Here is a 23,909-nt window from a genome sequence, read left to right as displayed (position 1 = left end):
CCCTGCTTCAGTTCAGCAGAGATTCACGGTAATGTAGACGACACCATCGGCAGTCGCCGCGCCGACGCCGATGTGGTTCGCGTTCGCCACGTACAACGTGTCACGAGGGCCGGAGAGGTCGAACCAGTGGTCGGCGACGGCGTTGGCCGTCCGGGTCGCGTTCGCCCCGTTCGGGTCGATACTCGTGACCAGTTCGAGGTCGGTCACCGGGCGGATATACGCATTGCCTTCGTGGCGGAGGCGACACTGCTCGGACAGTCCGGCGGCCGCATACCGGTCTGTCGTGTCTGACCCGTTCGCAATCGGGGAGGCCAACCCCTGTTCAGCCATTCGCTCACTGTGGTTGCCGGCCATGGCTGACAGTGTCTGGCCGGTCTTGGTCCCATCCGAGAGGGAGCCGTCGACGGCGTCGTTAGCAATCGGGTTGCCACGTCGGTCGTTGATTGCCGCTATGAGCCGGTTTTCGAGGCGGTCCGTATCGATGGTCGTCTGTGCATCTGCTGAGGTGGCCTGCGCCGAATCCGGCGTTGAAGTGGGTTCTTCGGGCTGCGTCATGGTACTCGCAGCCCCGACACGACTCGGCGTCGCCGCCGCCGAGCTGTTCGTCTGGGGAGTCGCTACTGGCGGCGCGTCCGTGAACTCCGTCGGCGTTGACTGGGTCGCGTCTGCACCAAGCGTTCCCTCGACCGCTACTCCCGCGAGTGCCGAGACACTGAGTGCCGCCAGAACTACCAAACCGAGTGTGATGACCGATCTGTTCATATGATACGTTCCTGTACCGTTCCGAGAAATGATATCTGCAATACAGTTATCTCGGAACCGGCTCGAACGGCGTAGATTCGGCTCTCTCTCCACAAATATGTTTGGACAGTATCGACGCTCCGATTACCAGCGGCGAAAACCCGCCCGTAAACATCTTTACTGTGGGTGAGTGTCCTGAGGTATGGGTGACCTGTCGCGGCGCGGCTTCGGGGCCTCGGTGCTCGCCGCGCTCTCCGCTGGCTGTCTTGGGAGTCGACCTGATCAAGAGTCCGAGACGACGCCCGTCCCGGAGCCGGCAGCGTCACAGCAGACTGTTACAACTGATCGCGTCGGGACTGCTTCGACGCCAGCGGCGAATAGTGCTGCTCCGGCAAACACGTCAACAGCACAGCGCGCCGAGGCGTCGCAGACGAACAACTCTACGGAAACGTCGGCACGTCTCCAGGTCGAAACCGAGACGCCGACGCCGACACCCGAACCGAACCACCGGTCTGTCGATACGTCGTTCCGGCTGGAGGAAAACGAATACCAGGACTACACGGTCGAAGCGACTGACCAGACAACGCTCACCTACGACCTCATCGTTCGGCGTGGCCCGGCCGTGGATGTCATTCTGTTCACCGAAGAAGAATATCGGGCGTTCCAGAGCCGCTATCGGGCCCGGTACGCCGGTGAAGTGTCGCGGTTTCATCAGACGAACATCCGCGACAACCAGATTACCATCGGGCCGGGAACGTATCGGCTCGTGGTCAACAACACCGACTGGTCGCGTGCTGTTCCGTCACCGGATGAGCCGTACGACGTTCTCGAAGGCGAATGCATCGTCGATTTCTCTTTCAGCACGGAACCAGCAACCAGCGGATAACTGTCTCACAGCAGGTTCGCGTCCTATCGGCGCAATACTAGTCAACCGTCGAAATACCAGTCGACAAGCCCATATACATCCACGCTGACGTTAGACTCATGACTGCAGTCGGTATCGACGCCATGGAGATCTGGACCGGAAAGCTCAAACTCGACCTCGCTGAGACGTTCGCGCCGGCTCAGGGGGACGATCCGGGGAAGTATACGAAGGGGCTCGGCCTGCGTGCATCATCGTTCCCAGATGTGTACGAGGATATTGTCACAATGGGGGCGAACGCGGCCCATCGTCTGATGGAGCGCAAGGGGCTGACGCCCGAGGATATCGGCCGTATCGATGTGGCGACCGAGAGCGCCTTCGACAACTCGAAGCCCGTTTCGACGTACATCGCAGGCTGTCTCGAACAGGTGTACGACGAAAACTTCCACCACGCCAACAAGGGTGAACGGAAGTTCGCCTGTATCTCCGGGACACAAAGCCTCGACGACGCCTACAACTGGATCCGCGCCGGACGAAACCGCGGTCGGGCCGCGCTCGTCATCGCAACTGACACTGCACTGTATGCCCGCGACGACCCCGGCGAGGCCACACAGGGGGCCGGCGCGGTGGCGATGCTCGTCGACGAAGACCCCAATCTGGTCGAACTCTCGACCGAACAGGGGTACGGCAGCGCCGACGAAACCGACTTCCTCAAACCAAATCAGCAGTTCCCGTCCGTCGACGGAAAGCGCTCGGTGAACGTCTACCTCGCCCGTATGCGCGAGGCGCTGGAGGACTTCGCTGAGGTAGCCGGCGACATCCACCCGGGCGACTACGAGATGATTCCCTTCCATACGCCGTTCCCGGGCATGGTCCGGAAGGCCGCAGCGCTTGGCTACCGACACATCGTTCGCGGCACAGACGTCGGCGACCTGCTCGCCGAGGAAATCGGCCACCAGCCCATGCGTTCGGACTTCGAGACCGACGACGAGTTCCACGCGGCCATCAAGGAGTACACGGACGCACTCACCGAAACCGAGCGCTATCAGGACTGGTACGCCAATACCATCGAGCCGACGCTCGAAATTTCCCGGGAGGTCGGGAACTGGTACACCGGTTCTGTCCACATCGCCCGTGCCTCTGGGCTGAAACACGCCCGCGAGAGCGGACTGGATCTGGACGAGGCGAAATTGTTAGTTGCCTCCTACGGGTCCGGCGCACAGGCGGAAGTCCACGCTGAAACCGTTGTCCCCGGCTGGGAGGAGGAGATCGGCGCGCTCGATATCGACGAGCAGATCCAGAACCGCCACGAGCTCACCTTTGCGGAGTACGAACAGGTCCACGACGTCCACAATCACGATACCGAGGCCGATGTCGAGGAGTTCACCGCGCCCGAAAAGGAATTCGCCTTCGACGGCTGGGGCCGGATGGGTGAGCGGAAATATCGGTACGTGGAGTAAGCGAGGGGCGCAGGAAACGCGGCCCTCGAATCGGAGCGGCGAGAGGGGCCGTGGAGACTAGCGAGGGGCACGACCGCAGGGAGTAATAAAAAGCGCGCTGTCAGGTGTCGTGAATACGCAGAGTCCTATTGATGCCGTGGTGAACAGTATCTGGCAGCCTACCATCGGGTATCGTTGTTGAGGCGGCTAATGATGCTATCGAGAGAAACAGAGAGAGTCCCACCACTGTCGTAGTAGTGAAGCGCAAGCATCGTACCGACAAACGAGGCAGCAACAACAAATCCGAAACTGGCGAGCGCCAATACGAGAAGGAAGCCAAATTGCACCATGCACAGACATGACTCCCCCGATATCAAAGTAGTACCCATTGACAACTTCACAGCCCTACAGAGTAATTGTCACGCTGCGTGGTGAACAGAGAGATCGCATTCACGACAACAGTCGTTTTCCAGAATGTGTGTCGACAGGCGCGAACCAGCACGGCCAGAGCCGACGCGCTCAGGGAAGCTCTCGCAGGCCGCCCAGCAGGTCTTCCAGTTCGATATCAGTGATTGCAAGCGAAAAGTCATCAATGCGGGCGAGGTCCTGTGCGTGCTCCCAGACAGCCTCGTCCTCAAGCCCGTGGAGGATAACCGCGTTGGGCGTCGGCGAGACGACCCGGAGCGCGACCAGCGGGGACTCGCCGCGGGTCACGTTCGTGAACACGAGCGCGCGGTTCGTCGACTGGCCGTACAGCTGGTAGAACTCGTCCGAGGAGAGGCGCGTGATGGCGGCGATGGAGTTGATAACGGTGTGGCCGGCGACGGTGTCTTGACTGCCCCGGAACAGTTCTTCAGCGTCGATAGCGTCGTAGACGCGCTCGACGCCCACATTTGCGGAGTATTCACGGAGGTCGTGGACCACGTCGCTGTCGAACCCGGCCGAGAGCACGCGGGCGTGCTGGCGGATGTGGTCACCGCCGCGGTTCTCGTCGATATCAAGCAGTGCGACGACGAGTCGCCGGACCACGCCGATACCGGGGTTGTCACGCCGGCCGCTCTCGTAGTCCGAGACCACGGACGGGGATACGTCGAGTTCGTCGGCGAGTTCGGTCTGTGCAACGTCGAAGTCAGTGCGCCACTTCCGCAGGGTCGCCCCTGGGTCGTCGCTCAGTGCCACCTCACCCGCCATTTTTTCCGCGAGGTCATCGCGTGCGCCCCCTGCCATTAGTTCACACGCTGGAGGGTCGCGAATAAAAGGGTATCGGAACCACGGGCGCTTACCGGCGGGCGGTCAGTTCAACCGTAGCAAGGACACCGTTTGTGGGGACGTGAACGACGCGTACCTCGATGGTGTCGCCCGGTCCGACAGTCCCGCCACCGGCGTTCAACTGGAACGTGATGGCCCGGCCCGCTGACCACCGCTGACCGCCATTGGCGATGACACCGCCGACACAGTAGTCGTAGATGAGGTTGTCCGGGTCGTCAGTGTTGCTCGCTGCCAGCGCCGTCCCGGAGACTGGCAGGTCGACGATGCGAGCGTCGCTGTCGGGGAGTGCAACAGCGACTTCCAGTTCGTCGGCCGGAACCGGATCACCGCCGGCGTGTCGAATCGACACCGTGTTGACGCCGCATCCACCCGATGGACCAGTCACGAACTCTCCGGTTGAGCGGGCGATGGTGGGTGTCCGCTTGTTCAGGTCGTTGCTCGCAGTGACCACAAATCCGCCGACTGCCGCGGCCAGAAAGACAGTAATCGAGAGCATGAGGACCACGCCGATGACGGGACTGACGCCACGAGGGTCACGAGAGAGATCTCGTCCGGCCACTGGTGGAACACACTGCCCGTTGCTTCCGATAAAAACCTCAGCAGTAGACCGGTACTGCTCCGCAATCACTAAACGCCGGTCGCGCCAACCACAATCAAATGGATTGGACGGAGAAGTACCGCCCGACGACGCTGTCGGAGGTGCGGGGCAACGACAAGGCCCGCGACGCACTCAAAAAGTGGGCGGAGACGTGGGACGACCACCGCGAGGCGGTCATCCTCTATGGGTCCCCGGGCATCGGGAAGACCTCGGCCGCCCACGCGCTGGCAAACGACATGGAGTGGCCGACCATCGAACTCAACGCCAGCGACTCCCGGACCAAGGACGTAATCAATCGGGTGGCCGGCGAAGCCGCCAAATCCGGGACGCTGACCGCTGGCGGTGGTGGCCGTCGCCTCGTCATCATGGACGAGGCGGACAACATCCACGGCAACGCCGACCGCGGGGGCGCACGAGCGATAACGGCCCTCGTGAAGGAGGCCAGCCAGCCGATGATTCTCATCGCCAACGAGTACTACGAGATGTCAAACGGCCTGCGGAACAACTGTCAGGACATCGAGTTCCGGGATGTCTCGCCCCGCTCTATCGTCCCCGTCCTGCGTGACCTCTGTCGCCAGGAAGGCGTCGAGTACGAGTCCGACGCGCTACAGGAACTCGCCGAGCAAAACAGCGGCGACCTGCGGGGCGCGGTCAAGGACCTCCAGGCCATCGCCGAGACGACGGAGCGCCTGACCGCCGACGACGTGGTGACCGGCGAGCGGGATACGACCGAGGGCATCTTCGAGTACCTCGACGTGGTGCTCAAGGAGGCCGGCGCGCAGGACGCGCTTGAGGCCAGCTACGACGTGGACGAGACGCCGGACGACCTCATCAACTGGATCGAGGACAATATGCCCAAGGACTACGAGGGGACCGAACTGGTCCGTGCCTACGAGTTCCTCTCGAACGCTGACCAGTGGCTCGGCCGCGTGCGCGAGACGCAGAACTACTCCTTCTGGCGGTACGCTGGCGACAACATGACCGCTGGCGTCGCTGCGGCCCGAGACGGAACGAAGGGCGGCTGGACCCGCTACGGCCCGCCGAGCTACTGGTCGAAACTCGGCCGGTCGAAAGGGACCCGGAACACACGAGACTACGTCGCCCAGCAGATAGCCGCTATCGACGGCGTCTCGATGCGGACCGCCCGCCGGGAGATCATGCCGTTCCTCGCAACGATGACGCACCACTGCCGGAACCGAGAGCTAACGGTGGCAATGGCGGCGACCTACGATATGGACGCCGAGCACGTGTCCTTCGTCACCGGGTCGGGGAAGGACACGAACAAGGTGCAGGACATCGTCGCCGACGCCGAGGCACTCAAGGAGGAAGCCGCCGTCGAACACTCCGGCGGGGTTTTCGAGGGTGCGAGTGCCAACGGCGGCGACGGGGACAGCGATGCAGATGGCGATGCTCCAGATACCGATGCTGGCGAGGAGAGCGGTGACCAGCAGGTGACCCTTGCGGCGGACGACGGCGCTGAATCCGACGCCACCAGTGACGGCACCACTACCGACGACGAGACGGAAACAGCGAGCGAAGCCGCCGAAGACGACGACCAGCAGTCCGGTCTTTCTGACTTTATGTAGTCATCGGCTGGTCGTGCCGAGACCGGGAATCGCGACCCGGTCTTCGACGTATTCCATCACCAGTGACGCCGAGATAACAAGCGCAAGGTACAGCAGGCCGGCGAGGACGAACAGTTCCGTGTACCGGTAGGTCTCGCTAGCGATCGCGTCGGTTCGCTCGAACAGTTCGCGGACGGTGATGAAACTCGCCAGCGACGAGTACTTGATGAGGTACACCAGTTCGTTCGACCAGCCCGGAATCGCGTAGCGCAGGCCCTGCGGCAGGACCACGTGCCGTATCCCATCGACTTTCGAGAGCCCAATTGAACGGGCGGCGGTGAGTTGCCCTTCCGGGACGGAGTTCAGCGCTGACCGAATGTACTCCGACTGGTAGGCGGCGCTGTTAAGCGTGAACGCGATGACGGCCACCCAGAACGCCTGTGCGGGAATGAATCCAGCCCCGACCGTGGGCAGTTCACGGATAATCGTCGTCAGCGGCGTCGCGAAGTAGAGGACGAATAACTGGGCGAGCAGCGGCGTCCCGCGGAACAGTTCGGTGTATCCCAGTGCAAGCGAGCGGGTGAGCGTCCCGCCGTACACCCGAGCCACACTGAGTGGGACGGCGATAAAGAACCCGAGCGCGATACCCAGCAGCGTCAGCAGTATGGTCGCCCACACGCCGGTCGCCAGTGGCGGCAGGTACGGAATCGACGCCGCCAGGAACTCGAAGAAGCCGGCGACCCAGCCGACGGGGACCCCGACCGGACCGAGACTCGCCGCGAGACCGCCAAGTGTCGACGCGGCCGCCTCGAACGGTGCCGTCGGGAAAAACGACGTGTTGCGCTCGATGAGCGCGCCGTCTAGCAGGAAGTCGTTCGTCCAGCGCACGACGAGCCACGTCCAGAAGGCCCCGACAGTCAGCAGCGTCAGCGGCTGGTCGGTCAGCCCGGCGGCACGGGCACGGAGCGTTCGTCCGGCAGTCGTGGACTCCGGCGTCCCCATCGGTCACTCCTCCTCGTGGGCCGTCTCGAGGCGGCTGAGGAATTCCCCGGTCCGGGCCGCCTGAGGGTTCTCGAACAGCTGTTCCGGCGGGCCGTGTTCGACAATACGCCCGTCGTCGAGGAAAATGATGTCCGATGCCGCCGACCGCGCGAACCCCATCTCGTGGCTGACGACGAGCATCGTGATGCCTTCGGCGGCGAGGTCGCGCATCACCTCGACGACTTCGCCGACGAGTTCGGGGTCAAGCGCGCTGGTCGGCTCGTCGAACAGGAGGAGTTTCGGGTCCATGGCGAGCGCGCGAGCGATACCGACGCGCTGCTTCTGGCCGCCTGAGAGTTCGGCGGGGTAAGAGTCAGCCTGGTCCAGAAGCCCGACCTGTTCGAGGTGTTCGTACCCCTTCTCCTGTGCCGCCGCTTTGTCCATGCCGCGGACTTTCCGCAGGCCGAGCGTGATGTTTCCGAGTGCCGTGAGATGGGCAAAGAGGTTGAAATCCTGGAACACCATCCCGACCTGTTTTCGGAGTTCGTTCACGTCGGTGTCGGCGTCGGTAACACAGTCGCCGTCGAGGTAGATGTCGCCGCCGTTGATCTCGGTGAGGCGGTTCACACAGCGCAGCATCGTTGACTTGCCGCTCCCGCTGGGGCCGATAACCACGTCCACGTCCCCGGCGTCCATCTCGAAACTGACGCCGGAGAGCACCTGCTCTTCACCGTATGACTTGTACACGTCGTCGAGTTCCAGCAGCGGGTCGCTCACGCTCGCTCACCACCGGGAATGCTGAAGTGGTCGTCGACGTAGTCGAGCGAACGGTTCGTCACGAACGTGAGAACGAAGTAGATGAGGCTCACAGTCAGGAAAATCTCAAGCGCGGCCGTGCTCTGGCCGCCCTGGTAGAGGTTCTGGCCGATGGTCAGCAGTTCGCCGAGGCCGATGACGATGGCGATACTCGTGTCTTTGAGGACGATCGTGAACTCGTTCTGGAAGCCGGGCACGCTTCGGCGGAGCGCCTGCGGGACAACAACGCTGCGGATCGCCTGAAGCCGGCCCATGCCGACGGCACGAGCGGCTTCCAGCTGTCCCTCGTCGACGCTCTGGAGCGCGCCACGGAATATCTGTGACTGATAGGCGGCGCTCCGGAGGCCGAGCGCGATAGTCGCCGTCACGAAGGCGCTACTCGACACCGAGAGGCCGAAGAACAGCAGGATGATGATGACGAGCAGCGGCGTCCCGCGGAGGACGACGCCGGCCGTCTCGACGGCGCGTTTGAGCGGGCCGCGCCCGTAGACCTCAACGGCTCCCGCCGGAAACCCGAGCAGAAAGCCAAGCAGGATGCTCGTCGCTGTCAGGGCGACCGTGACACCCGTGCCGACGAGTAGCAGGTCGAGGTTCCCGATGACGAACGCCCAGTCACTCTGCAACGGGAGGGGTGGCATCGGTTACTGCTGGCCGAACCACTTGTTCGTCAGGTCCTGGTAGGTGCTGCCATCCCTGACGGTGGACAGGCCGTCGTTGAGTGCCTGCGTGAACTCGTCGTCGCCATCGCGGACGCCAAAGCCGAAGTTCTCGCCCGTCTCGTAGGTGAAGGCGATGGTGACCGGGCGCTGGGCGGCGAATGTCTGTGCGACCGGCTCGTCGATGACGACGGCGTCGATGTTGCCGTTCTGGAGGTCCTCGACAGCCAGCACGTAGTTGCCATAGGAGTTGTAGTTCGACTCATCAAGGTTCCCCGGCGAGATGAGTTCGTCCTGTACCGTCGTCTCGCCAGTTGTCCCCTTCTGTGCGCCGATAGGGCGTCCGGAGAGGTCCGACAGAGACGCCGGCGAGAAGTCGCCGTCCTCGCGGACGACAATCGCCTGATTCGAGCTGTAGTACGGGTCAGTGAAGTCGATGGTCTCGTCGCGCTCGTCGTTGATCGTCATCCCTGCGGCGACTACGTCGATGTTCTCGTTCGTCAGCGCCGGAATCAGGGACTTGAACTCGAACTCTTCCCAGCCGGCCAGGGTGTAGTCGGTTTCGTCGATGACCGCTTCGAGCAGGTCGATGTCGAATCCGACGAGTTCGCCGTCCTGCTTCATCTCGAACGGGGGGAACCCCGGTGCAGTTCCGGCAGTGATTTCGGTACTGCCGTCGCCGCCGTTACCCCCACCGCCGCCGAAACAGCCGGCAAGTGAGACGGTTACTGCGGTTCCACCGACCGTGGAGAGATACTGGCGTCGTGAAAGGCCGTCGTCTGACATAGTCCTCACCACACGACAGACCGGAATATATCTTACGTGTTAACCACGGGGGTGGTACTCGTATTCAATCGTCAGCGCGTGCTGTGTGCTGGGTATCGGCCGATTGCACCGACGGCGACTCCGCCGTATCGGTGTAGGCCCACGCCGTCGCCGCGACCATCGCGCCGAAAATGAGCTGTGCAGCACCGTGGTGGAGCACCTGCGCCGTGGCACCGAAGTTGAAGATGGTGTTTGCGCCGAGGAGAATCTGCATCGGAAGCACGACCGTGGCGACGCCTGTTGCGAGCTTGATCCGCCGGCTGTACTCACCACGCCACGCGGCGACCGTCGAACCGAGAATGCCGAAACCGGTAACCATTGCGACTAAACGGTGGAACCACTCGACGAAACTCGCCCAGTTTGCGGGGAATAGCCCCATCCAGCCGTCACAGAACGGCCAGCGTGCCTCACAGGTCAGCCCGGCACCAATAGCGCCGGTGTACACGCCGAGCAGGATGAGTGCGAACGTCAGCACCGTCGTCGTCGCCACCAGTCGGCGGAAACGGGTGGTCATATCTAGCACTTCGGTTGCACGTACTTATGCTCTCTTTTCCCGCTCTACCCACGAGTACAATTATCTTTGCTGATACTCCCGGAGTCATCTTTATCTACAGGTGTGTTGGAATGGAACATAGCTAGCTTATGTTCGAACAGATCCGCACCTACATCTACGGCCAGGGGTCCCGTTCTTCGGACGCTACGGCCCGGCGGGTGGACGGGGGATTCGTCGCGAGTGACGGACGGACTCGCTTTTTGACCGACGCCATTGACCCAGACTCGCCACATCTCGACGATTGCTTTGAGGACCCAGATAAGGCCGCTATTGGGACCCAGCACGTCGAGCGGCAGTTCGAACTCGGCCCTGACGAACTTCAGGCGCTGATCGGCGACTACGAAGCCGCCGGGATCAGCCAACGCGAGTTCGTCGCAACACAGAGCTTTGTTACCGAATCACTCGTCGAAGGTGCGTTCGACCAGCTCCGGGACGAACTCGGCCCGGACGCACAGGCCGCTATCGACGCTGTCGAGGCGGAGCTTCACGACGGGCTGCAAACGACGCAGTCTGTCTCTCAGGCTGGCGTCAGCGCATTCACCGATTCTACGGCAGATAGCAACTCCAGCGGTGGATTCGATTATCACGACATACTGCAGCATATTGGAACGCCGCTCTTTGTTCTGGATCCGGACGGCGATATCCTCAGCTGGAACAGTTCGATCGAAAACCTCACGGGCGTCTCCGAGGCCGAAGCAAAGGAGATGGAGATGGCGAGCATGGCGTTCTATCCGGACGGCCGGCGCGGACAGACGCTCGCTGACAAGGTTCTCGACGCCCCTGAGACGACCCACACAGAGTACGATGTGCCGAAAGTCGAGGACGAGGACTTCACACTGTATCGCGACACGAGCGTGATGGCCGACCAGCACGGGAACGAACGCCACATCTCGTTCAGCGCTGCCCCGATTTACGATGACGACGGCGAACTCATCGCGGTTGTCGAAATGGTTCAGGACCGAACTGACGAGGCCAACCGTCACGAGGCCGTGACGAGCCTGGTTGATGAGGTTAAATCGACTATGGCTGCACTCAAGAACGGGCGCCTCGATGCCCGGGCGTCGTTCGACCGGACCGACGGTGGCCAGTACGTTGATGACCAGCTGTACGAGGTCGTCGGCTCGCTCAACGATATGGCCGAACAGGTCGAGCAGTTGGCGGATCAGGTGGACGAGCAGGCACAGCAACTCGCAGTCACTATCGAGCAAGCGAATTCGTCCGCAGAGGATGTCGAGACCCGGGTCACCGAGCAGACGGACTCCCTCACAGAGGCGGCCGACAACATCCAAGAAATCGGGGCCGGGATGGAGGAGGTCGCCGCGACGTCTAGCGAAGTGGCGTCAGCGGCCCAGCGCGCGAAGGCGGCCGCAGAAGATGGGTCAGACGCCGGTGAAGCAGTTATGGACGTTACCGACGGGCTCGCCGAGACGAGCGAAGACCTCGTGGACACTGTCACTGACCTTGACGACCAGATGGACGAGGTGAGCGAGATCGTTGAGATAATCGCTGACGTGGCGGAGCAGACGAATATGCTCGCGCTGAACGCCAACATCGAGGCGGCCAGAGCCGGCGAAAGCGGGAGCGGGTTCGCTGTCGTGGCCGACGAGGTGAAGACACTCGCTAACGAGACGAGTGAGTACGCCTCCGAGATCTCGACGAGCATCACTACGATTCAGGATCAGGCGACCGAGACGGCCGAAATGGTCGAAACCTCCCACGAACAGGTCGAGCGTGCGGAGACCGAGACCGCAGATGCGCTGGATGCACTGGACGAGATTTCCGACGCCGTCGAGGAAGCGACACGGGGCATCCAGGAGGTCGCCGACGCCAACGACGACCAGGCGAGCGCTATCGAGAACGTGACTTCGATGGTCGAAGACGCACAGAACCACGCCCAAGAGGCTGAAACGGCAACGAAAGAAATTGTCAAGGCCACCGACAGACAGGAAGAGGCAGTCACCGAACTGACCGACCGAGTCGGCGAGCTCACCGACGTGAACTGAGGCCCGCGGCCAGTCCATCCGGGTAGGTGCCCGGCGATGACTGTCTTCCAATTGAGTGGATATGATCGGGGCAAAACCCGCTGCAACCGGGCAGTGTTCGACAACCGTCGTTGTACCGCTCGTCCGTTGACGGTAAACTTGTCTTTTTTACAGTTGGGTTCGACGTCCGGGTATGGGACTTGACGAGGATGCACTGGAGTACCACCGGAGCAAGCCGCCGGGGAAGATAGAGATTGCGACAACGAAGCCGACAAACACACAGCGGGACCTTTCGCTGGCGTACTCGCCCGGCGTGGCCGCGCCGTGTGAGGAGATCGACAAAGACCCTGAGAAGGCCTTCGAGTACACCGCGAAAGGGAATCTCGTGGGCGTCGTCTCCGACGGGTCCGCCGTGCTCGGCCTCGGCGACATCGGTCCGGAAGCCGGGAAGCCGGTCATGGAAGGAAAAGGCGTGCTGTTCAAGCGGTTCGCCGACATCGACGTGTTCGACGTGGAACTGGACACGGACAACGCCGAGGCGATGATACAGACAGTGGAGGCGATGGAGCCGACCTTCGGCGGTATCAACCTCGAAGATATCGCCGCTCCGGAGTGTTTCGAGGTCGAGCGCCGACTCAGCGAGAAACTCGACATCCCGGTGTTCCACGATGACCAACACGGGACCGCAATAATCTCCGGTGCGGCGCTCGTCAACGCGGCCGACATCGCCGACAAGGAGCTGGATGAACTGGAGGTTGTCTTTTCCGGGGCCGGGGCCTCAGCTATCGCCTCGGCGAAGTTCTACGTCTCCCTTGGCGTCTCGAAGGACAACATCACGATGTGTGACTCCTCGGGCATTATCACCGAGGAACGAGCCAACCACGAGGAACTCAACCGATTCAAACAGGAGTTCGCCCGAGACATCCCGGAGGGTGGCCTCGCCGACGCGATGGACGGGGCGGACGTGTTCGTCGGCCTTTCAGTCGGCGGCATCGTCGACCAGGAGATGGTGCGGTCGATGGCCAGCGACCCCATCATCTTCGCGATGGCGAACCCGGACCCCGAAATCGCATACGAGGACGCCAAGGCCGCCCGCGACGACACGGTGATTATGGCGACCGGCCGTTCGGACTATCCGAATCAGGTCAACAACGTCCTCGGGTTCCCGTTCATCTTCCGTGGTGCGCTCGACGTGCGGGCGACCGAAATCAACGAAGAGATGAAAGTGGCAGCGGCCCGCGCACTGGCCGACCTCGCAAGGCAGGACGTGCCTGACGAGGTCGTCAAGGCCTACGGCGACCAGCCGCTGCAGTTCGGCCCCAACTACATCATTCCGAAACCGCTAGACCCGCGGGTCCTGTTCGAGGTGACGCCTGCAGTCGCCGAAGCCGCCATCGAGAGCGGCGCGGCACGGACGGAACTCGACACGGCGGCCTACGTCGAAGAACTCGAAGCGCGGCTGGGCAAGTCCCGCGAGATGATGCGTGTCGTGCTCAACAAGGCCAAGAGCGACCCCCAGCGGGTCGTGCTCGCCGAGGGTCACGACGAAAAGATGATCCGGGCGGCCTACCAGCTGGTCGAACAGGGCATCGCCGAGCCAATACTCATCGGCGACGCCGACCGCATCGAGTCCACGCGTCGGAAGTTCGGGCTGGAATTCGACCCCGTCGTCGTCGATCCCGAGACAGCCGACGTGGCCGACTACGCCGACCGGTTGTACGAACTCCGCCAGCGGAAAGGCGTCACACGCCGCGAGGCCGACGAACTCATTCGGGACGGGAACTATCTCGGCAGCGTGATGGTCGAAATGGGCGATGCCGACGCGATGCTGACCGGCCTGACCCATCACTACCCTTCGGCCCTGCGCCCGCCGCTGCAGGTCATCGGGACGGCCGACGACGCCGACTACGCGGCCGGCGTGTACATGCTGACGTTCAAGAACCGCGTCATCTTCTGTGCGGACACCACGGTTAATCAGGACCCCGACACGGACGTGCTGGAGGAGGTTACCCGGCACACCGGGGAACTGGCCCGTCGGTTCAACGTCGAACCGCGAGCGGCGATGCTGTCGTACTCAAACTTCGGCAGCGTCGACAACCCCGGAACGAAGAAGATCCGCCGGGCGGTTTCGCGCCTGCAGGACGACGACCGTGTGGACTTCCCCGTCGACGGCGAGATGCAGGCCGACACCGCCGTCGTCGAGGATATCCTGCAAGATACCTACGAGTTCTCTGAACTCGATGACCCCGCGAACGTCCTCGTGTTCCCCAACCTCGAAGCCGGGAACATCGGCTACAAACTCCTCCAGCGACTTGGCGGCGCTGAGGCCATCGGACCGATGCTCGTTGGCATGGACAAGCCGGTCCACGTCCTCCAGCGTGGCGACGAGGTCAAAGATATCGTGAACCTTGCGGGCGTCGCCGTCGTCGACGCACAGCAAGAGTAACCGATATAGCTGTCTTTTTTACGCGTTTACTGCGGAACGCGGAGAGCGCGCTTCGCACTGAAACCAGTTCGAAAAACCAGCGTTCGGGCCCGTCGCCGGAACGCGATGTCACGTACCGTCTCGCCGTCGACCACGAGTCGGTGGGTGGATAAAGAGCGCATCGATGACCGCCACAGCGCCGACGAGTGCGCCGCCAGCGATTGCCGCCTGAAGCGAGAGGCCCAGAACAACCGCGGCGGCGAGTGTGAAGATGAACACCGCGGGGATAACGGCGAGTACGAGGTCGTGCCGCGTCGGCGACTGATGCGGCAACAGTTGCTCGGCGTACTGTCCGCTGAAACCGTCCGGTCCGTCAGTTCTGGTACTCAACGTAGCTCACCTCCCACTGTATACTATCCTATTTCTAATACATAAAATTTGGTCTGTGTGACGTTGCCCAAACGTACGTGATAATAGGTGCAACTATTTTCATAACTTATGGAGATTATTACCTGTGAAAGACGACTGACGGAGAGCCTTGTAGCCCCCGGCTACAGGTATTTCTATCTGTAGTCAAGTATTCTCTCAGAACCGCAGTCGTATGTGATATTTCAAGCACGATAGCCGTGTACTGAGCAAGGCGTTACAACAGCTACGTACCACTGCTGACAGCGATGTGAGAGAATATGATGTCGCCGGTCGCCGATTGCTGGACGGGTTCCGTCAGTCCGACGCCCCGCCACGCTCTGCGCGTGACGGCGGTGGAACGCGTTCGTTTACGGTCGGCGCGTCAGGGAGAACGCACCGGTCCGGCTCGCCGTTGACGTGTGCGTACTGGTCAGGGGCGTTTGCCAGTGGGTGAGCGGGGTTGCGGTCGCCGGAGATCCGCGCGGCACGGACCTCGCCGAACCCATTGATGCGTGCCTGAATCCCGCGCCAGTGCAGCCCTGTCGCCGCCGGAACCGACACAGAGTGTGGCGGGTCGTAGGCGGAGCCGTGCGAGGCAAGGACCTCCGCGTTCACGTTCTCAGCGAGCTGGTCGTGGTCGATGAGTAAGCCGACGCGGGCATTGGGCGGGGCCCGTCTCGCAAGCACGTCGAGTCCCAGATGGAGCGCCCGATACTCCGCGACGTTGTTGTCGGGGCAGGTGTCTGGGACTGAGAGCCTGACAACGCGCTCACCGTCGAGCGTTTCGACGACGACACCCAGCCCGCCCGTCGGGCTATCCGACTCGCTGCCGGGTGATGTCGTGCCGTTGTGGGGTCTGAACGACCCGTCTGTGGCGATGTAGAAGTCTCGATGGTGACTCCGCGGCGGATGCGCGATGTGCGGCGTCGGTGATTCATCGAACAGGTCTCGAAGTGACGGCCGGCCGTAAGCGGCCATAGTTTCTATTGGGTAAGCAGGGTTTTAAATATATTCCCTCGACGGGGGTGTCGCTCCGGTACAGCGGTTTGAACGGTCTACTGGGCAGCCTACCGCTCATTTCAGACCCACCCCACACCGAACCTGTTAGCAGGTGAGAAAGAGTTATATCGGCGTAGGACAATGTTACCAATACACATGACTCCAACGAAAATTCGTGAACGACTCGAAGAGTCAGAGGACCGGGTCGACACAGAGCTGTTCGTCAGCGCGTTAGAGTACGTCCGGGACGACGGTCGCACGCGTCGCTAACCCCATTTTTATCGTGGCTAGCGGCTGAGCGTACTGGGTCTAGCGATGGTGAGCGGCGAGACTAGCGGATTTGTGCGATACCTGTTGAGCACTCCCGTTGACATGCTTAGTCGTCAGTGAGTTGCCACCCGTCGCCGGCCGATTCAACGACACCCCGCCGTTCCATCTCGGTCGTGACCTCGCCCAGTCGGTTCGGCTGTGCGATCTCTAGGTTCGTGCGGCTGACGCCGTGGTACTCCCGGAGCAAACGGCGGATGTCGTCCTCGGTGTGGGTCTGCTGGTCGCTCTTTGCCATCACGCCCGCCACAAGTTCGACCATGTCCTCGACGAAGTTCCAAGGGTAGACGACCCAGGTCCACTCATCGAGGGACTCGCCGACGAACTCCGGTTCGTGGTCGCTGGTCTGGAGTAACTGGAGCGTCGCCGTTCGGACGCTGCTGGGGTTTCGGTCACGCACGCACTCGGCAGCCGTCTCGATGGACTGGCCGGTGTCGGCGATGTCATCGACGACCAGCACGTCCTTCCCCTCGACCGCGCCGTCGGCCAGCGGATATTTCACCTGTGCCTCCTCGCCTTTCGCCGCGGTCCCGACATAGTGTTCGACTTTCAGGCTCGCCAGGTCGTCCAGCCCGAGGAAGTCACAGAGACAGCGCCCGCCGAACCAGCCGCCCCGTGCCAGCGCGACGACCACATCGGGTTCGAACTCGGCGGCCTTCACGTCGTCAGCCACGTCTCGACAGAGGCCGTAGATGTATTCCCAGTCGGTGATGGTACACGAGAACTCATCCGGTAGCTCGCCCATACGAGATGGCGTGTGTGGCCGGACTTAACCGTTGCATATTCCGCATCAGTTGCCGAGCACGGTTGAACCGCTACGCGTCCGGGTCGCCTTTCCGGAACTCCCGGAGGAGGACCGTCGCGTAGCTCCCCTTTGGCAGGGAGAACGAGAACGTCAGGTCGGCGCTATCGCGCTCAACACCGAGTTCAGTCCGAAGCAGGATGGCCCGCCGCGTCCCGTCGCTGTCGAACGCGCCGGGGAGGTCGAAGTCGCCCTGTTCGAGGCCCACGTCGTCAAGGACTTCACGAGCGATATCGCCCGGTTCGCCACTGCCCAGCTCGGTATCGGTCCCGACCAGCGGCGCGGTGACAAACGCTCTCCCGCGCTCGCAGTGGCGCTCAACGGTCGACAGCCGCTTGGCAGTGACTTCCTGGGTGCGGTCGGCGTCCGGAATCGGGAAGTCCTCGGGCGCGTCGCTGTCACGGAAACAGACTACGTCGCCTTCCACGGGCCGGTCGAAGGGGAGGCCCCGTTCCAGCCGCTCGGAAAGGATGCGGTTGAAGACGTACGACTGGGCGGCGTTGACGAACAGCGACTGGAGGTTCGACGGCAGCGCCTCCAGCGCCTCGCGGAAGTCTGCCGGCTCGCTGGCCCCGTTCTCGACCAGCCGGTGACAGATAGAGCGCTCGTAGCCCAGCGCGCCGGGCAGCCTGTCCAGCGCGCCGGCCCAGTCGTGGGTTTCGTCGACGTATCCCCGCGCCTCCTGCGTTGACTCTGGTTCGCGCTCGTTCGGGTTTCCGACGTAGGCGAGAACCGCGTCTTTCCACTCGCCACGGGCGATGGCTAGCCCGACCTCGTGGGTGACCGGTCGGCGCGACCCGAACCGCTGCTGGCCGAAGTAGTTGGGCACGCCGACCGTCGTGTCGCCGTCAGGCAGCGTGGCGTCGCTGGACCAGCCTTCGCTCGTCACTGAGTCGTCCCCGTTGGCGAACGCCCGGAGGTCCGCTACGACGCTGGCGGCATTGTCGGTGTTTTCCGTGTCTCTGACGACTATCTCGAAGGCGTTGCCCGCCAGGTCGCCGAAGAGAATCGGGCGGCCGGCGCGACCGATGACCTCGATGTCCGTGCCGCCGATTTCCGGCAGGTCCCCGGCTGCGACCCCTTTCACCGAGAATAGCTGGGTCGTGACCGCGCGCTTGTCTTTCGTCCCCGCCCACGACACCCGTTCGCGGGAGATGCCCAGGCGGTCGGAGAGCTTGCTGGCGAAGTCGTTGGTTTCCCAGTTCCGTAGCTCCGCCCGGAAGACGAGATGCGGGTACGCGCCGGTGTCGGCGTCGACCGGTTCGGTGTCGAACGCCTCCAGTTCCCGAACCCGGAAGTCCGCGGGCGACGAGCGGAGGCGGCCGCCCACCCCGTCGGCGTCGCTGACGTAATACTCCATACCGACCGCCTGCTCGATTGGGTGGGCCGCTTGCATTGGTCGACTGTTCGCGGCTCGGCGCTTATGATTGGCGTTTGCGGACTCGGCGTGGGTCCGTCTCTCAGCCGATACCTAGTGTTATCACGGGACATACTCTATTTAGCCACAGGTCGTGGCTATGCGGGCGACCGGAGAGCACCACGATGCCAAAGCTAGCATGTAAGAGCTGCGGACGAGAGATTACGTTCGACAGGGACGGCCAGGAGTCCCGCGCACCGATGCGGTACTGCCCGCGCTGTGGCGAAGAGTTCCCGCCACGCGAGGAGTGGTAGGCCGGCACAGCGGTTCATTCGTACGCCTCGAACTCCCGGCCGAAGACGATGAAGTAAACGACGCCGATGAGGCCGACCACCGTCGCGACGCCGAAGGCCAGTTCCGGACCGGCCTGTATGACGACATCGCCGATAGCCACTGCCCACTCGCTGCCATAGAGCCAGCCACCGAGCGCGGCGCTCGGGATGACGAGCGTGTTCCGAAGCAGGTAGTACGTCCCGGTGACGCGGCCGCCAGCGTCCTGTTCTGCCGGGCCGACGATGAGCGCCTTGTGGGCGGGCAGGCCGGCAAAGCGCAGGCCGGAGAACGCGAACAGGAGCACCAGCACCCACTGGTTGCCCGGCGCGAAGATGAGCAAGAGCGGGAACACGGCGTAGACCAGAAAGCCGAGCGCGACGGCGGGCTTGAGGCCGGCCCACTCGGTGAGCTTTGCGACGGGAGCCATCGAAAGGATAGCGACGACCATCTCGACGCCGAGCAGGACGCCGAAGAAGGCGTCGGGCCGCAGTTGCAAACCGAAGCCGGTGAACCCAACAGAGAGGAACTCGGTGACGACGATGACGAAGAAGACGTACACCATGCCGTTGGCGAAGCGGACGAACGTATCGGCGACCAGAAGGGGGCGGAGTGTCGCCGGCATCGTCCGCAGGTCGGCGAGTATCTGGTCGATGCCCTCGAAGGACTTTCCGAGCGTGTCCTCGCTGGCGTCGTAGAGGAAGTGCTGTGCAACGGTGGCGACGAGACCACAGGCCAGGGCGACCAGCAGCACGCGCTGGAAGCCGTCGACGAAGGTCGCGGTCGTCGCGAGCAACGCCGCGGCGGCGAGCGGTCCGAGCAGGAAGCCGATGCGGCGGAACATCTCCGTGCTGGCGAACCCCATCGCCAGCCGCTGTGGCGGGACGCTCTGCTTGACGATGGCGAAGGTCGCGCCAAGCCCGAAGGACTTCCAGGCCTGTGCGAGAAAGAGGCCGACGAACACGAGCGTCCAGGCCGGCAGCGTCGTCGCGCCGAGCGTGATGTCGCCGACGACCGAGGCGAGATACCAGATGCCGAAGCCGACCGTCGCCAGCGTCGCGAAGGCGGTCAGCGCCAGCCGCGAGCCGATGCGGTCCGACACCGCGCCGCCGGGATAGGGGTACACCGCGCTGATGAGGTTCCCGACACTCCCGTAGAGACCGATAACACCGGCGCTGGCACCCAGAATCCGCATATACTCGGGAATATATCGGCTGGTCATCTGGAACGCGAGGCTGAACGCCAACATCGACAGCGACAGGACGAGTACGTCCCGCTCCAGCGCGAAGAACTGCCGGAAGGAATCGAGCAGGTCTACGTCCTCGTCGACCCCTGTCTCAGTTGCCATTATCGGAGTGCAGTTTCCCCACCAACTTAACGCTCGAAGAAGGGGCAATCGGCCGTACTGTCTCGCCCGAGTCCCTGTTCAGTACGGCAGGACGAACAGCACGACAGCCAGGAATGGCGTGAGCGCGAGCAACATTGCGATGGCGTAGCCGAACATCTCCCGGGCCTTGATGCGGGTGATCGCGAGCAGCGGCAGCGCCCAGAAGGGGTTCAGGAGGTTCGTGTGGGCGTCACCGACGGCGTAGGCCATCGTCGCCTGCCCGGCCGGGACGCCGAGGTTCTGCGCGGCTTCGAGAATCGGCGGCCCGAGGATGATCCACTCACCGCCGCCGGACGGTGCGAAAATGTTGACCGTGGCACCAGTGAGCCAGGCGATGACCGGGAACGTCTGTGGTGTCGAGACCGAGATGAGCGCGTTGGCCATCAGCTGCGCCAGCCCGGAGGTAGCCATCATCCCCTGAATGCCAGCGAAGAACGGAAAGAGCAACACGATGCCCGACGCGGCGGTCGCCGCCTCGCCGAACTTCTCCCGGTAGGTCTGTGGGTCCATGTAGATGAAGATCCCAATCGTCAGGAAGCCGAAATTGACGATGTTCAGTCCGAGCGCGTCGATGCCGGACTGAACGAACTGCGAGGCGACCAGCGCGATACCGGTCAGACCGATAATCCCGCCGAGAACGCGGCTGTGGTTGAGACGCTCGGCCGGGACCTGCTTGGTGGTCGCAGTCGTCTCAACACCGCCGTCACTCGCGGACTCGAACAAATCGTCTTCGGGGATGTAGTGCGTGATGCCCCGCGCCTGGTCACCAGTCGGCGTGATGACGTAGAGGACGACGAGCGCGTAGGCTATCGACAGGCCGGTCAGAATGAGGCCGTAGGGGTGGAAGATGGTCTCCGAGGCGGAGACGACGACGTCGATGACGCCCTGCTGGATGAACTCGTTGCCCTCTGTCGCAAGCAGGAGCGGCGCGGACCCGGACAGCCCCCAGTGCCAGGTGAGACCGAGGCCGAGATAGCCCGCCACGCAGAGGACCGGATAGTGGACATCGATGCCGTTCTCGTGGGCGGTCTTGCCCATCTCCCGGGCGAAAATCGCGCCGAGGATGAGGCTCAGTCCCCAGTGGACCCAGCCAAGCAGCATCGTCAACAGGCCGACGAGGACAACCGCCTGTTTTCCGGTGCTGGGAATCTCTGTCAGCCGCCGGATGCCGGCGTTGACACGCGGGTGGTACGCGACGACGAAGCCCGTCATCAGGATGAGGACCATCTGCATCGAGAACGTCAGGAAGGCCCAGAAGCCGTCGTACCAGAACCCGACCATCTCCACGGGACCGGCCCCGGTGAGGCCGACGCCGGCCAGAAATACGACGTAACTGAGGATGAGCGCGAACAGGAACGGGCTTGGCATCCACCGTTCCACCCACGCAGAGAGTCGATAGCCGATACGTTCGAGGGCAGTTTCGCCTGTGTTATTAGCTGACATGCTGTTGCCACCTCCTCGCGAATATATCATAAAAGTTTGCTATTATTTTGTCAGTTCTGTGCCGGTCACCGTTACACAGCCACGGGCCTGTGACGCGGTTCCGATGACTGCACCGACCCTGACGGATGATTTTATTTCGAGCCCGAGGCAAGCCAGCGTATGTCATACAAAGTCGTCGTCTCTGACACCAAAGTGATGGACGGGGAGACACGGGCGGCGGTGTTGGATGCGGTTGATGCGACCGTCGAAACGATAGCGGCGAAAGAGCCGGAGGCCGTCGCACGCGCAGTAGACGGTGCGGACGCATTGATCGTCGACGCCGGCACGCAGGTCACGGCCGAGGTCATCGAGGCCGCCGACTCGCTCAAAGTGGTGGGCCGGGCCGGCATCGGCATGGACAACATCGCCGTTCGGGCGGCGGTTGCGGCCGGCGTAACGGTCGTCAACGTTCCGGACTACTCTGTCGAGGAGGTGTCGACCCACACGTTCGCACTCATGCTCGCTTGCCTGCGGAGGATACCCACGTTCGACCGCTCGGTCAAGCGTGGCGAGTGGAAGTGGGCTGTCGGACAGCCGATCCGTCGCCTCGCCGGCAGCACCGTCGGCCTCGTCGCCTTCGGCAAGCTCGCCAGCCGGTTCGCCGCGAAGCTTCGTGGGTTCGATATCGATGTTATCGCCTACGACCCGTACGCGCCCGAGTACCGGATGGGTGACCTCGGCGTCGAATCGGTCACGCTCGAGACGCTGCTGGGCGATTCCGATATCGTCTCGCTGCACGCCCCGTTGACCGATGAGACGCGGGGGATGATCGACGCCGACGCGCTTGACCGAATGCACGACGACGCACTGCTCGTGAACACGGCCCGGGGCGGGCTCGTCGACGAAGCAGCGCTGTACGACGCGCTCATCAGCGGCGATCTCGGCGGGGCCGGGCTGGACGTGCGCAAGCCAGAGCCGCCGGGAGACTCACCGCTACACGACCTCGACAGCGTTGTCTGTAGTCCCCACGTCGCGTGGTATTCCGAGGAGTCCCGGGTCGAGCTGACACAGACCGTGGCCGAAGATGTCATCCGGGTACTGCGGGGCGAGGAGCCCGAGAATCCCATCGACCCCGAGACCGGCTGGTTCTGACGGTCTCGGCGGCCGAGAGGCCTTACGTGTCGGCTGCGTCGAGGAGTTCGATCGCGAGGTCAGCAGCTTCGACCGCCGATTCACCGAAAACATAGGTTATCGGCTCGATGCCGAACGCGCCGCTGTGGTAGATGACGCGAGGGACCTCGCCGCGTTCGCGGAAGGTGGCTTCGAGCCGTTCGTCCCGGTCCTCGTAGCCGGCGTCGAACTCCAGCGGCTCGATACCCTGTTCCTGAGCAGCATCGAGAAATGCCTCGTCGGTCGTCAGATTGAGCGCCGCTCGGCGCGAGGAATCGACCGCTATCGCAGCCAATATCGTCCCCGCGACGTGTTCCGACGCGCCGAACTCGGGGTTCGACGGGACGTTGACCCGCCCCCGCAGGTCGTGAATCCGGCCGGGGACTGCGGCCACATCGAGCGCGTCTTCGGCGTCCGGCAGTGCCATGCCGACGTTCATCCCCACGTTCGGGATGGCGTCGGCGACAAAGTCGCTGTCGGCTAGAAGTCGCGTGGCTCTCCGGACCGACGACAGGACGGTCCGTTCCGCCTGAACCGCGGTGTCTGTCCCCCGAACACAGAGGTCACAGCCCATCCCCTGTAGCGCCGGCATTTCCTCCTCGTGGACCGCACAGATGGGCCCCCGGTCCTCGAATTCCCGCACCAGAGCGAGCAGTTCGTCCAGCACTGCGTACTCGTCCATCTCACCCGAAGCCAGCCCGTCGGCGATCCGCTCGATGGTCTGTTGCATCCGGGCGTCCGCGCGGAACCGCTCCTCGATGTTGACCGAGCCGCTGCCGTACTTGCTTACTGCAGCCTGTGTCACGCCGAGTTGGTCGGCGATTTCCTGCTGCGTCCATCCCTCCTCGTCGAGTCTCGTGGCAAGCATCGCCCGGGCTGTCGGGAGAAACCGCTCGACCACGATTTCGCTCGGTAACTGCAGTGTCATTGCCGAGAATGTGGGCCGTAGTGCGCTTAGCAGTTTGGACTGTTCGACAGGCATGAGATTGTGATGG

The 23,909-nt window shown here is 63.0% G+C and carries 22 protein-coding genes; 7 read left to right on the top strand and 15 right to left on the bottom strand.

Going from position 1 to position 23,909, the window contains the following annotated elements; all coding sequences use genetic code 11:
- Window positions 1–12: 12 nt before the first annotated feature.
- Window positions 13–762: a CAP domain-containing protein gene (locus tag G9C82_RS13480; RefSeq protein ID WP_164734766.1), complete on the bottom strand. Its 750-nt coding sequence runs from the start codon at window positions 760–762 to the stop codon at window positions 13–15.
- A gap of 181 nt (window positions 763–943) precedes the next feature.
- Between G9C82_RS13480 and G9C82_RS13475 the strand changes: the two genes are divergently transcribed.
- Together G9C82_RS13475 and hmgB are read left to right on the top strand one after the other, a co-directional pair.
- Window positions 944–1,627, top strand: a complete 684-nt coding sequence (locus G9C82_RS13475; RefSeq protein WP_127014374.1) for a hypothetical protein — start codon at window positions 944–946, stop codon at window positions 1,625–1,627.
- A gap of 98 nt (window positions 1,628–1,725) precedes the next feature.
- Entirely contained in the window at window positions 1,726–3,063 is a 1,338-nt protein-coding gene (hmgB, locus tag G9C82_RS13470) for a hydroxymethylglutaryl-CoA synthase (RefSeq protein ID WP_007188858.1), read from the top strand.
- A gap of 498 nt (window positions 3,064–3,561) precedes the next feature.
- On the opposite strand, the gene G9C82_RS13465 is transcribed toward hmgB, so the two are convergent.
- On the bottom strand, window positions 3,562–4,269 hold the full coding sequence (locus G9C82_RS13465) for a helix-turn-helix domain-containing protein (protein ID WP_004957768.1): 708 nt from the start codon (window positions 4,267–4,269) through the stop codon (window positions 3,562–3,564).
- Window positions 4,270–4,321: 52 nt separating this feature from the next.
- Window positions 4,322–4,870: a type IV pilin gene (locus G9C82_RS13460; protein WP_127014373.1), complete on the bottom strand. Its 549-nt coding sequence runs from the start codon at window positions 4,868–4,870 to the stop codon at window positions 4,322–4,324.
- Window positions 4,871–4,968: 98 nt separating this feature from the next.
- On the opposite strand from G9C82_RS13460, the gene G9C82_RS13455 reads away from it, so the two are divergent.
- Window positions 4,969–6,495 carry a replication factor C large subunit gene (locus G9C82_RS13455; RefSeq protein WP_127014372.1) on the top strand — a complete coding sequence of 509 codons (1,527 nt, stop codon included), beginning with the start codon at window positions 4,969–4,971 and terminating at the stop codon, window positions 6,493–6,495.
- Here the strand turns inward: G9C82_RS13455 and G9C82_RS13450 are convergent, their stop codons facing one another.
- The 5 genes from G9C82_RS13450 to G9C82_RS13430 form a co-directional block, all read right to left on the bottom strand.
- Window positions 6,496–7,476: an amino acid ABC transporter permease gene (locus G9C82_RS13450; protein ID WP_004957776.1), complete on the bottom strand. Its 981-nt coding sequence runs from the start codon at window positions 7,474–7,476 to the stop codon at window positions 6,496–6,498.
- Between the two features lie 3 nt (window positions 7,477–7,479).
- The gene (locus G9C82_RS13445) at window positions 7,480–8,232 is read right to left on the bottom strand and encodes an amino acid ABC transporter ATP-binding protein (protein WP_007188855.1); all 753 of its coding nucleotides are present in this window, start codon (window positions 8,230–8,232) and stop codon (window positions 7,480–7,482) included.
- The gene (locus G9C82_RS13440) at window positions 8,229–8,909 is read right to left on the bottom strand and encodes an amino acid ABC transporter permease (protein ID WP_011223817.1); all 681 of its coding nucleotides are present in this window, start codon (window positions 8,907–8,909) and stop codon (window positions 8,229–8,231) included. The genes G9C82_RS13445 and G9C82_RS13440 overlap by 4 nt, the downstream gene beginning before the upstream one ends.
- Window positions 8,910–8,912: 3 nt before the next feature.
- Window positions 8,913–9,713, bottom strand: a complete 801-nt coding sequence (locus G9C82_RS13435) for a basic amino acid ABC transporter substrate-binding protein (RefSeq protein ID WP_004957786.1) — start codon at window positions 9,711–9,713, stop codon at window positions 8,913–8,915.
- 64 nt (window positions 9,714–9,777) lie between these two features.
- Window positions 9,778–10,266, bottom strand: coding sequence for a COX15/CtaA family protein (locus G9C82_RS13430; protein WP_004957792.1), 489 nt, complete (start codon window positions 10,264–10,266; stop codon window positions 9,778–9,780).
- 128 nt (window positions 10,267–10,394) lie between these two features.
- On the opposite strand from G9C82_RS13430, the gene G9C82_RS13425 reads away from it, so the two are divergent.
- Window positions 10,395–12,308 (top strand): methyl-accepting chemotaxis protein, encoded by a 1,914-nt coding sequence (locus G9C82_RS13425; protein ID WP_127014371.1) that lies wholly within the window; start codon window positions 10,395–10,397, stop codon window positions 12,306–12,308.
- 172 nt (window positions 12,309–12,480) lie between these two features.
- Window positions 12,481–14,733: an NADP-dependent malic enzyme gene (locus G9C82_RS13420; protein WP_127014370.1), complete on the top strand. Its 2,253-nt coding sequence runs from the start codon at window positions 12,481–12,483 to the stop codon at window positions 14,731–14,733.
- Between the two features lie 108 nt (window positions 14,734–14,841).
- Here G9C82_RS13420 and G9C82_RS13415 read toward each other — a convergent pair whose 3' ends face one another.
- The 4 genes from G9C82_RS13415 to truD form a co-directional block, all read right to left on the bottom strand.
- A complete protein-coding gene (locus G9C82_RS13415) occupies window positions 14,842–15,102 on the bottom strand; it encodes a hypothetical protein (protein WP_007188851.1) in 261 nt (86 codons plus the stop codon).
- A 333-nt stretch (window positions 15,103–15,435) separates the two neighbouring features.
- Window positions 15,436–16,098: a hypothetical protein gene (locus G9C82_RS13410; RefSeq protein WP_004957803.1), complete on the bottom strand. Its 663-nt coding sequence runs from the start codon at window positions 16,096–16,098 to the stop codon at window positions 15,436–15,438.
- Between the two features lie 397 nt (window positions 16,099–16,495).
- A complete protein-coding gene (locus G9C82_RS13405) occupies window positions 16,496–17,191 on the bottom strand; it encodes a phosphoribosyltransferase (RefSeq protein WP_004957808.1) in 696 nt (231 codons plus the stop codon).
- A 70-nt stretch (window positions 17,192–17,261) separates the two neighbouring features.
- Window positions 17,262–18,644: a tRNA pseudouridine(13) synthase TruD gene (truD, locus tag G9C82_RS13400; protein WP_127014369.1), complete on the bottom strand. Its 1,383-nt coding sequence runs from the start codon at window positions 18,642–18,644 to the stop codon at window positions 17,262–17,264.
- 146 nt (window positions 18,645–18,790) lie between these two features.
- On the opposite strand from truD, the gene G9C82_RS20925 reads away from it, so the two are divergent.
- Complete coding sequence (locus G9C82_RS20925) at window positions 18,791–18,919, top strand: hypothetical protein (RefSeq protein ID WP_255458621.1); 129 nt, start codon at window positions 18,791–18,793, stop codon at window positions 18,917–18,919.
- A 14-nt stretch (window positions 18,920–18,933) separates the two neighbouring features.
- On the opposite strand, the gene G9C82_RS13395 is transcribed toward G9C82_RS20925, so the two are convergent.
- Together G9C82_RS13395 and G9C82_RS13390 are read right to left on the bottom strand one after the other, a co-directional pair.
- Window positions 18,934–20,283 carry an MFS transporter gene (locus G9C82_RS13395; protein WP_127014368.1) on the bottom strand — a complete coding sequence of 450 codons (1,350 nt, stop codon included), beginning with the start codon at window positions 20,281–20,283 and terminating at the stop codon, window positions 18,934–18,936.
- 78 nt (window positions 20,284–20,361) lie between these two features.
- Window positions 20,362–21,765 (bottom strand): short-chain fatty acid transporter, encoded by a 1,404-nt coding sequence (locus G9C82_RS13390; RefSeq protein ID WP_011223824.1) that lies wholly within the window; start codon window positions 21,763–21,765, stop codon window positions 20,362–20,364.
- Between the two features lie 159 nt (window positions 21,766–21,924).
- Between G9C82_RS13390 and G9C82_RS13385 the strand changes: the two genes are divergently transcribed.
- Window positions 21,925–22,896, top strand: coding sequence for a C-terminal binding protein (locus G9C82_RS13385; RefSeq protein ID WP_127014367.1), 972 nt, complete (start codon window positions 21,925–21,927; stop codon window positions 22,894–22,896).
- 22 nt (window positions 22,897–22,918) lie between these two features.
- On the opposite strand, the gene G9C82_RS13380 is transcribed toward G9C82_RS13385, so the two are convergent.
- Window positions 22,919–23,842: a thiamine-phosphate synthase family protein gene (locus tag G9C82_RS13380; protein ID WP_127014366.1), complete on the bottom strand. Its 924-nt coding sequence runs from the start codon at window positions 23,840–23,842 to the stop codon at window positions 22,919–22,921.
- Window positions 23,843–23,909 lie beyond the last annotated feature (67 nt).

Source organism: Haloarcula sp. R1-2 (genome assembly GCF_011627385.1).
In the GTDB taxonomy this organism is placed as follows: Archaea; Halobacteriota; Halobacteria; order Halobacteriales; family Haloarculaceae; genus Haloarcula; species Haloarcula marismortui.
This window is presented reverse-complemented; position numbering and strand designations above follow the sequence as displayed.

Bases quoted from the DNA above. Each gene is read 5' to 3' on its own strand.
- G9C82_RS13480 (WP_164734766.1), bottom strand. From the start codon at position 762: ATGAACAGATCGGTCATCACACTCGGTTTGGTAGTTCTGGCGGCACTC.
- G9C82_RS13465 (WP_004957768.1), bottom strand. From the start codon at position 4,269: ATGGCAGGGGGCGCACGCGATGACCTCGCGGAAAAAATGGCGGGTGAG.
- G9C82_RS13475 (WP_127014374.1), top strand. From the start codon at position 944: ATGGGTGACCTGTCGCGGCGCGGCTTCGGGGCCTCGGTGCTCGCCGCG.
- G9C82_RS13390 (WP_011223824.1), bottom strand. From the start codon at position 21,765: ATGTCAGCTAATAACACAGGCGAAACTGCCCTCGAACGTATCGGCTAT.
- G9C82_RS13430 (WP_004957792.1), bottom strand. From the start codon at position 10,266: ATGACCACCCGTTTCCGCCGACTGGTGGCGACGACGACGGTGCTGACG.
- G9C82_RS20925 (WP_255458621.1), top strand. From the start codon at position 18,791: ATGCCAAAGCTAGCATGTAAGAGCTGCGGACGAGAGATTACGTTCGAC.
- G9C82_RS13440 (WP_011223817.1), bottom strand. From the start codon at position 8,909: ATGCCACCCCTCCCGTTGCAGAGTGACTGGGCGTTCGTCATCGGGAAC.
- G9C82_RS13425 (WP_127014371.1), top strand. From the start codon at position 10,395: ATGTTCGAACAGATCCGCACCTACATCTACGGCCAGGGGTCCCGTTCT.
- G9C82_RS13410 (WP_004957803.1), bottom strand. From the start codon at position 16,098: ATGGCCGCTTACGGCCGGCCGTCACTTCGAGACCTGTTCGATGAATCA.
- G9C82_RS13405 (WP_004957808.1), bottom strand. From the start codon at position 17,191: ATGGGCGAGCTACCGGATGAGTTCTCGTGTACCATCACCGACTGGGAA.
- hmgB (WP_007188858.1), top strand. From the start codon at position 1,726: ATGACTGCAGTCGGTATCGACGCCATGGAGATCTGGACCGGAAAGCTC.
- G9C82_RS13395 (WP_127014368.1), bottom strand. From the start codon at position 20,283: ATGGCAACTGAGACAGGGGTCGACGAGGACGTAGACCTGCTCGATTCC.
- G9C82_RS13420 (WP_127014370.1), top strand. From the start codon at position 12,481: ATGGGACTTGACGAGGATGCACTGGAGTACCACCGGAGCAAGCCGCCG.
- G9C82_RS13385 (WP_127014367.1), top strand. From the start codon at position 21,925: ATGTCATACAAAGTCGTCGTCTCTGACACCAAAGTGATGGACGGGGAG.
- G9C82_RS13455 (WP_127014372.1), top strand. From the start codon at position 4,969: ATGGATTGGACGGAGAAGTACCGCCCGACGACGCTGTCGGAGGTGCGG.
- G9C82_RS13380 (WP_127014366.1), bottom strand. From the start codon at position 23,842: ATGACACTGCAGTTACCGAGCGAAATCGTGGTCGAGCGGTTTCTCCCG.
- truD (WP_127014369.1), bottom strand. From the start codon at position 18,644: ATGCAAGCGGCCCACCCAATCGAGCAGGCGGTCGGTATGGAGTATTAC.
- G9C82_RS13450 (WP_004957776.1), bottom strand. From the start codon at position 7,476: ATGGGGACGCCGGAGTCCACGACTGCCGGACGAACGCTCCGTGCCCGT.
- G9C82_RS13435 (WP_004957786.1), bottom strand. From the start codon at position 9,713: ATGTCAGACGACGGCCTTTCACGACGCCAGTATCTCTCCACGGTCGGT.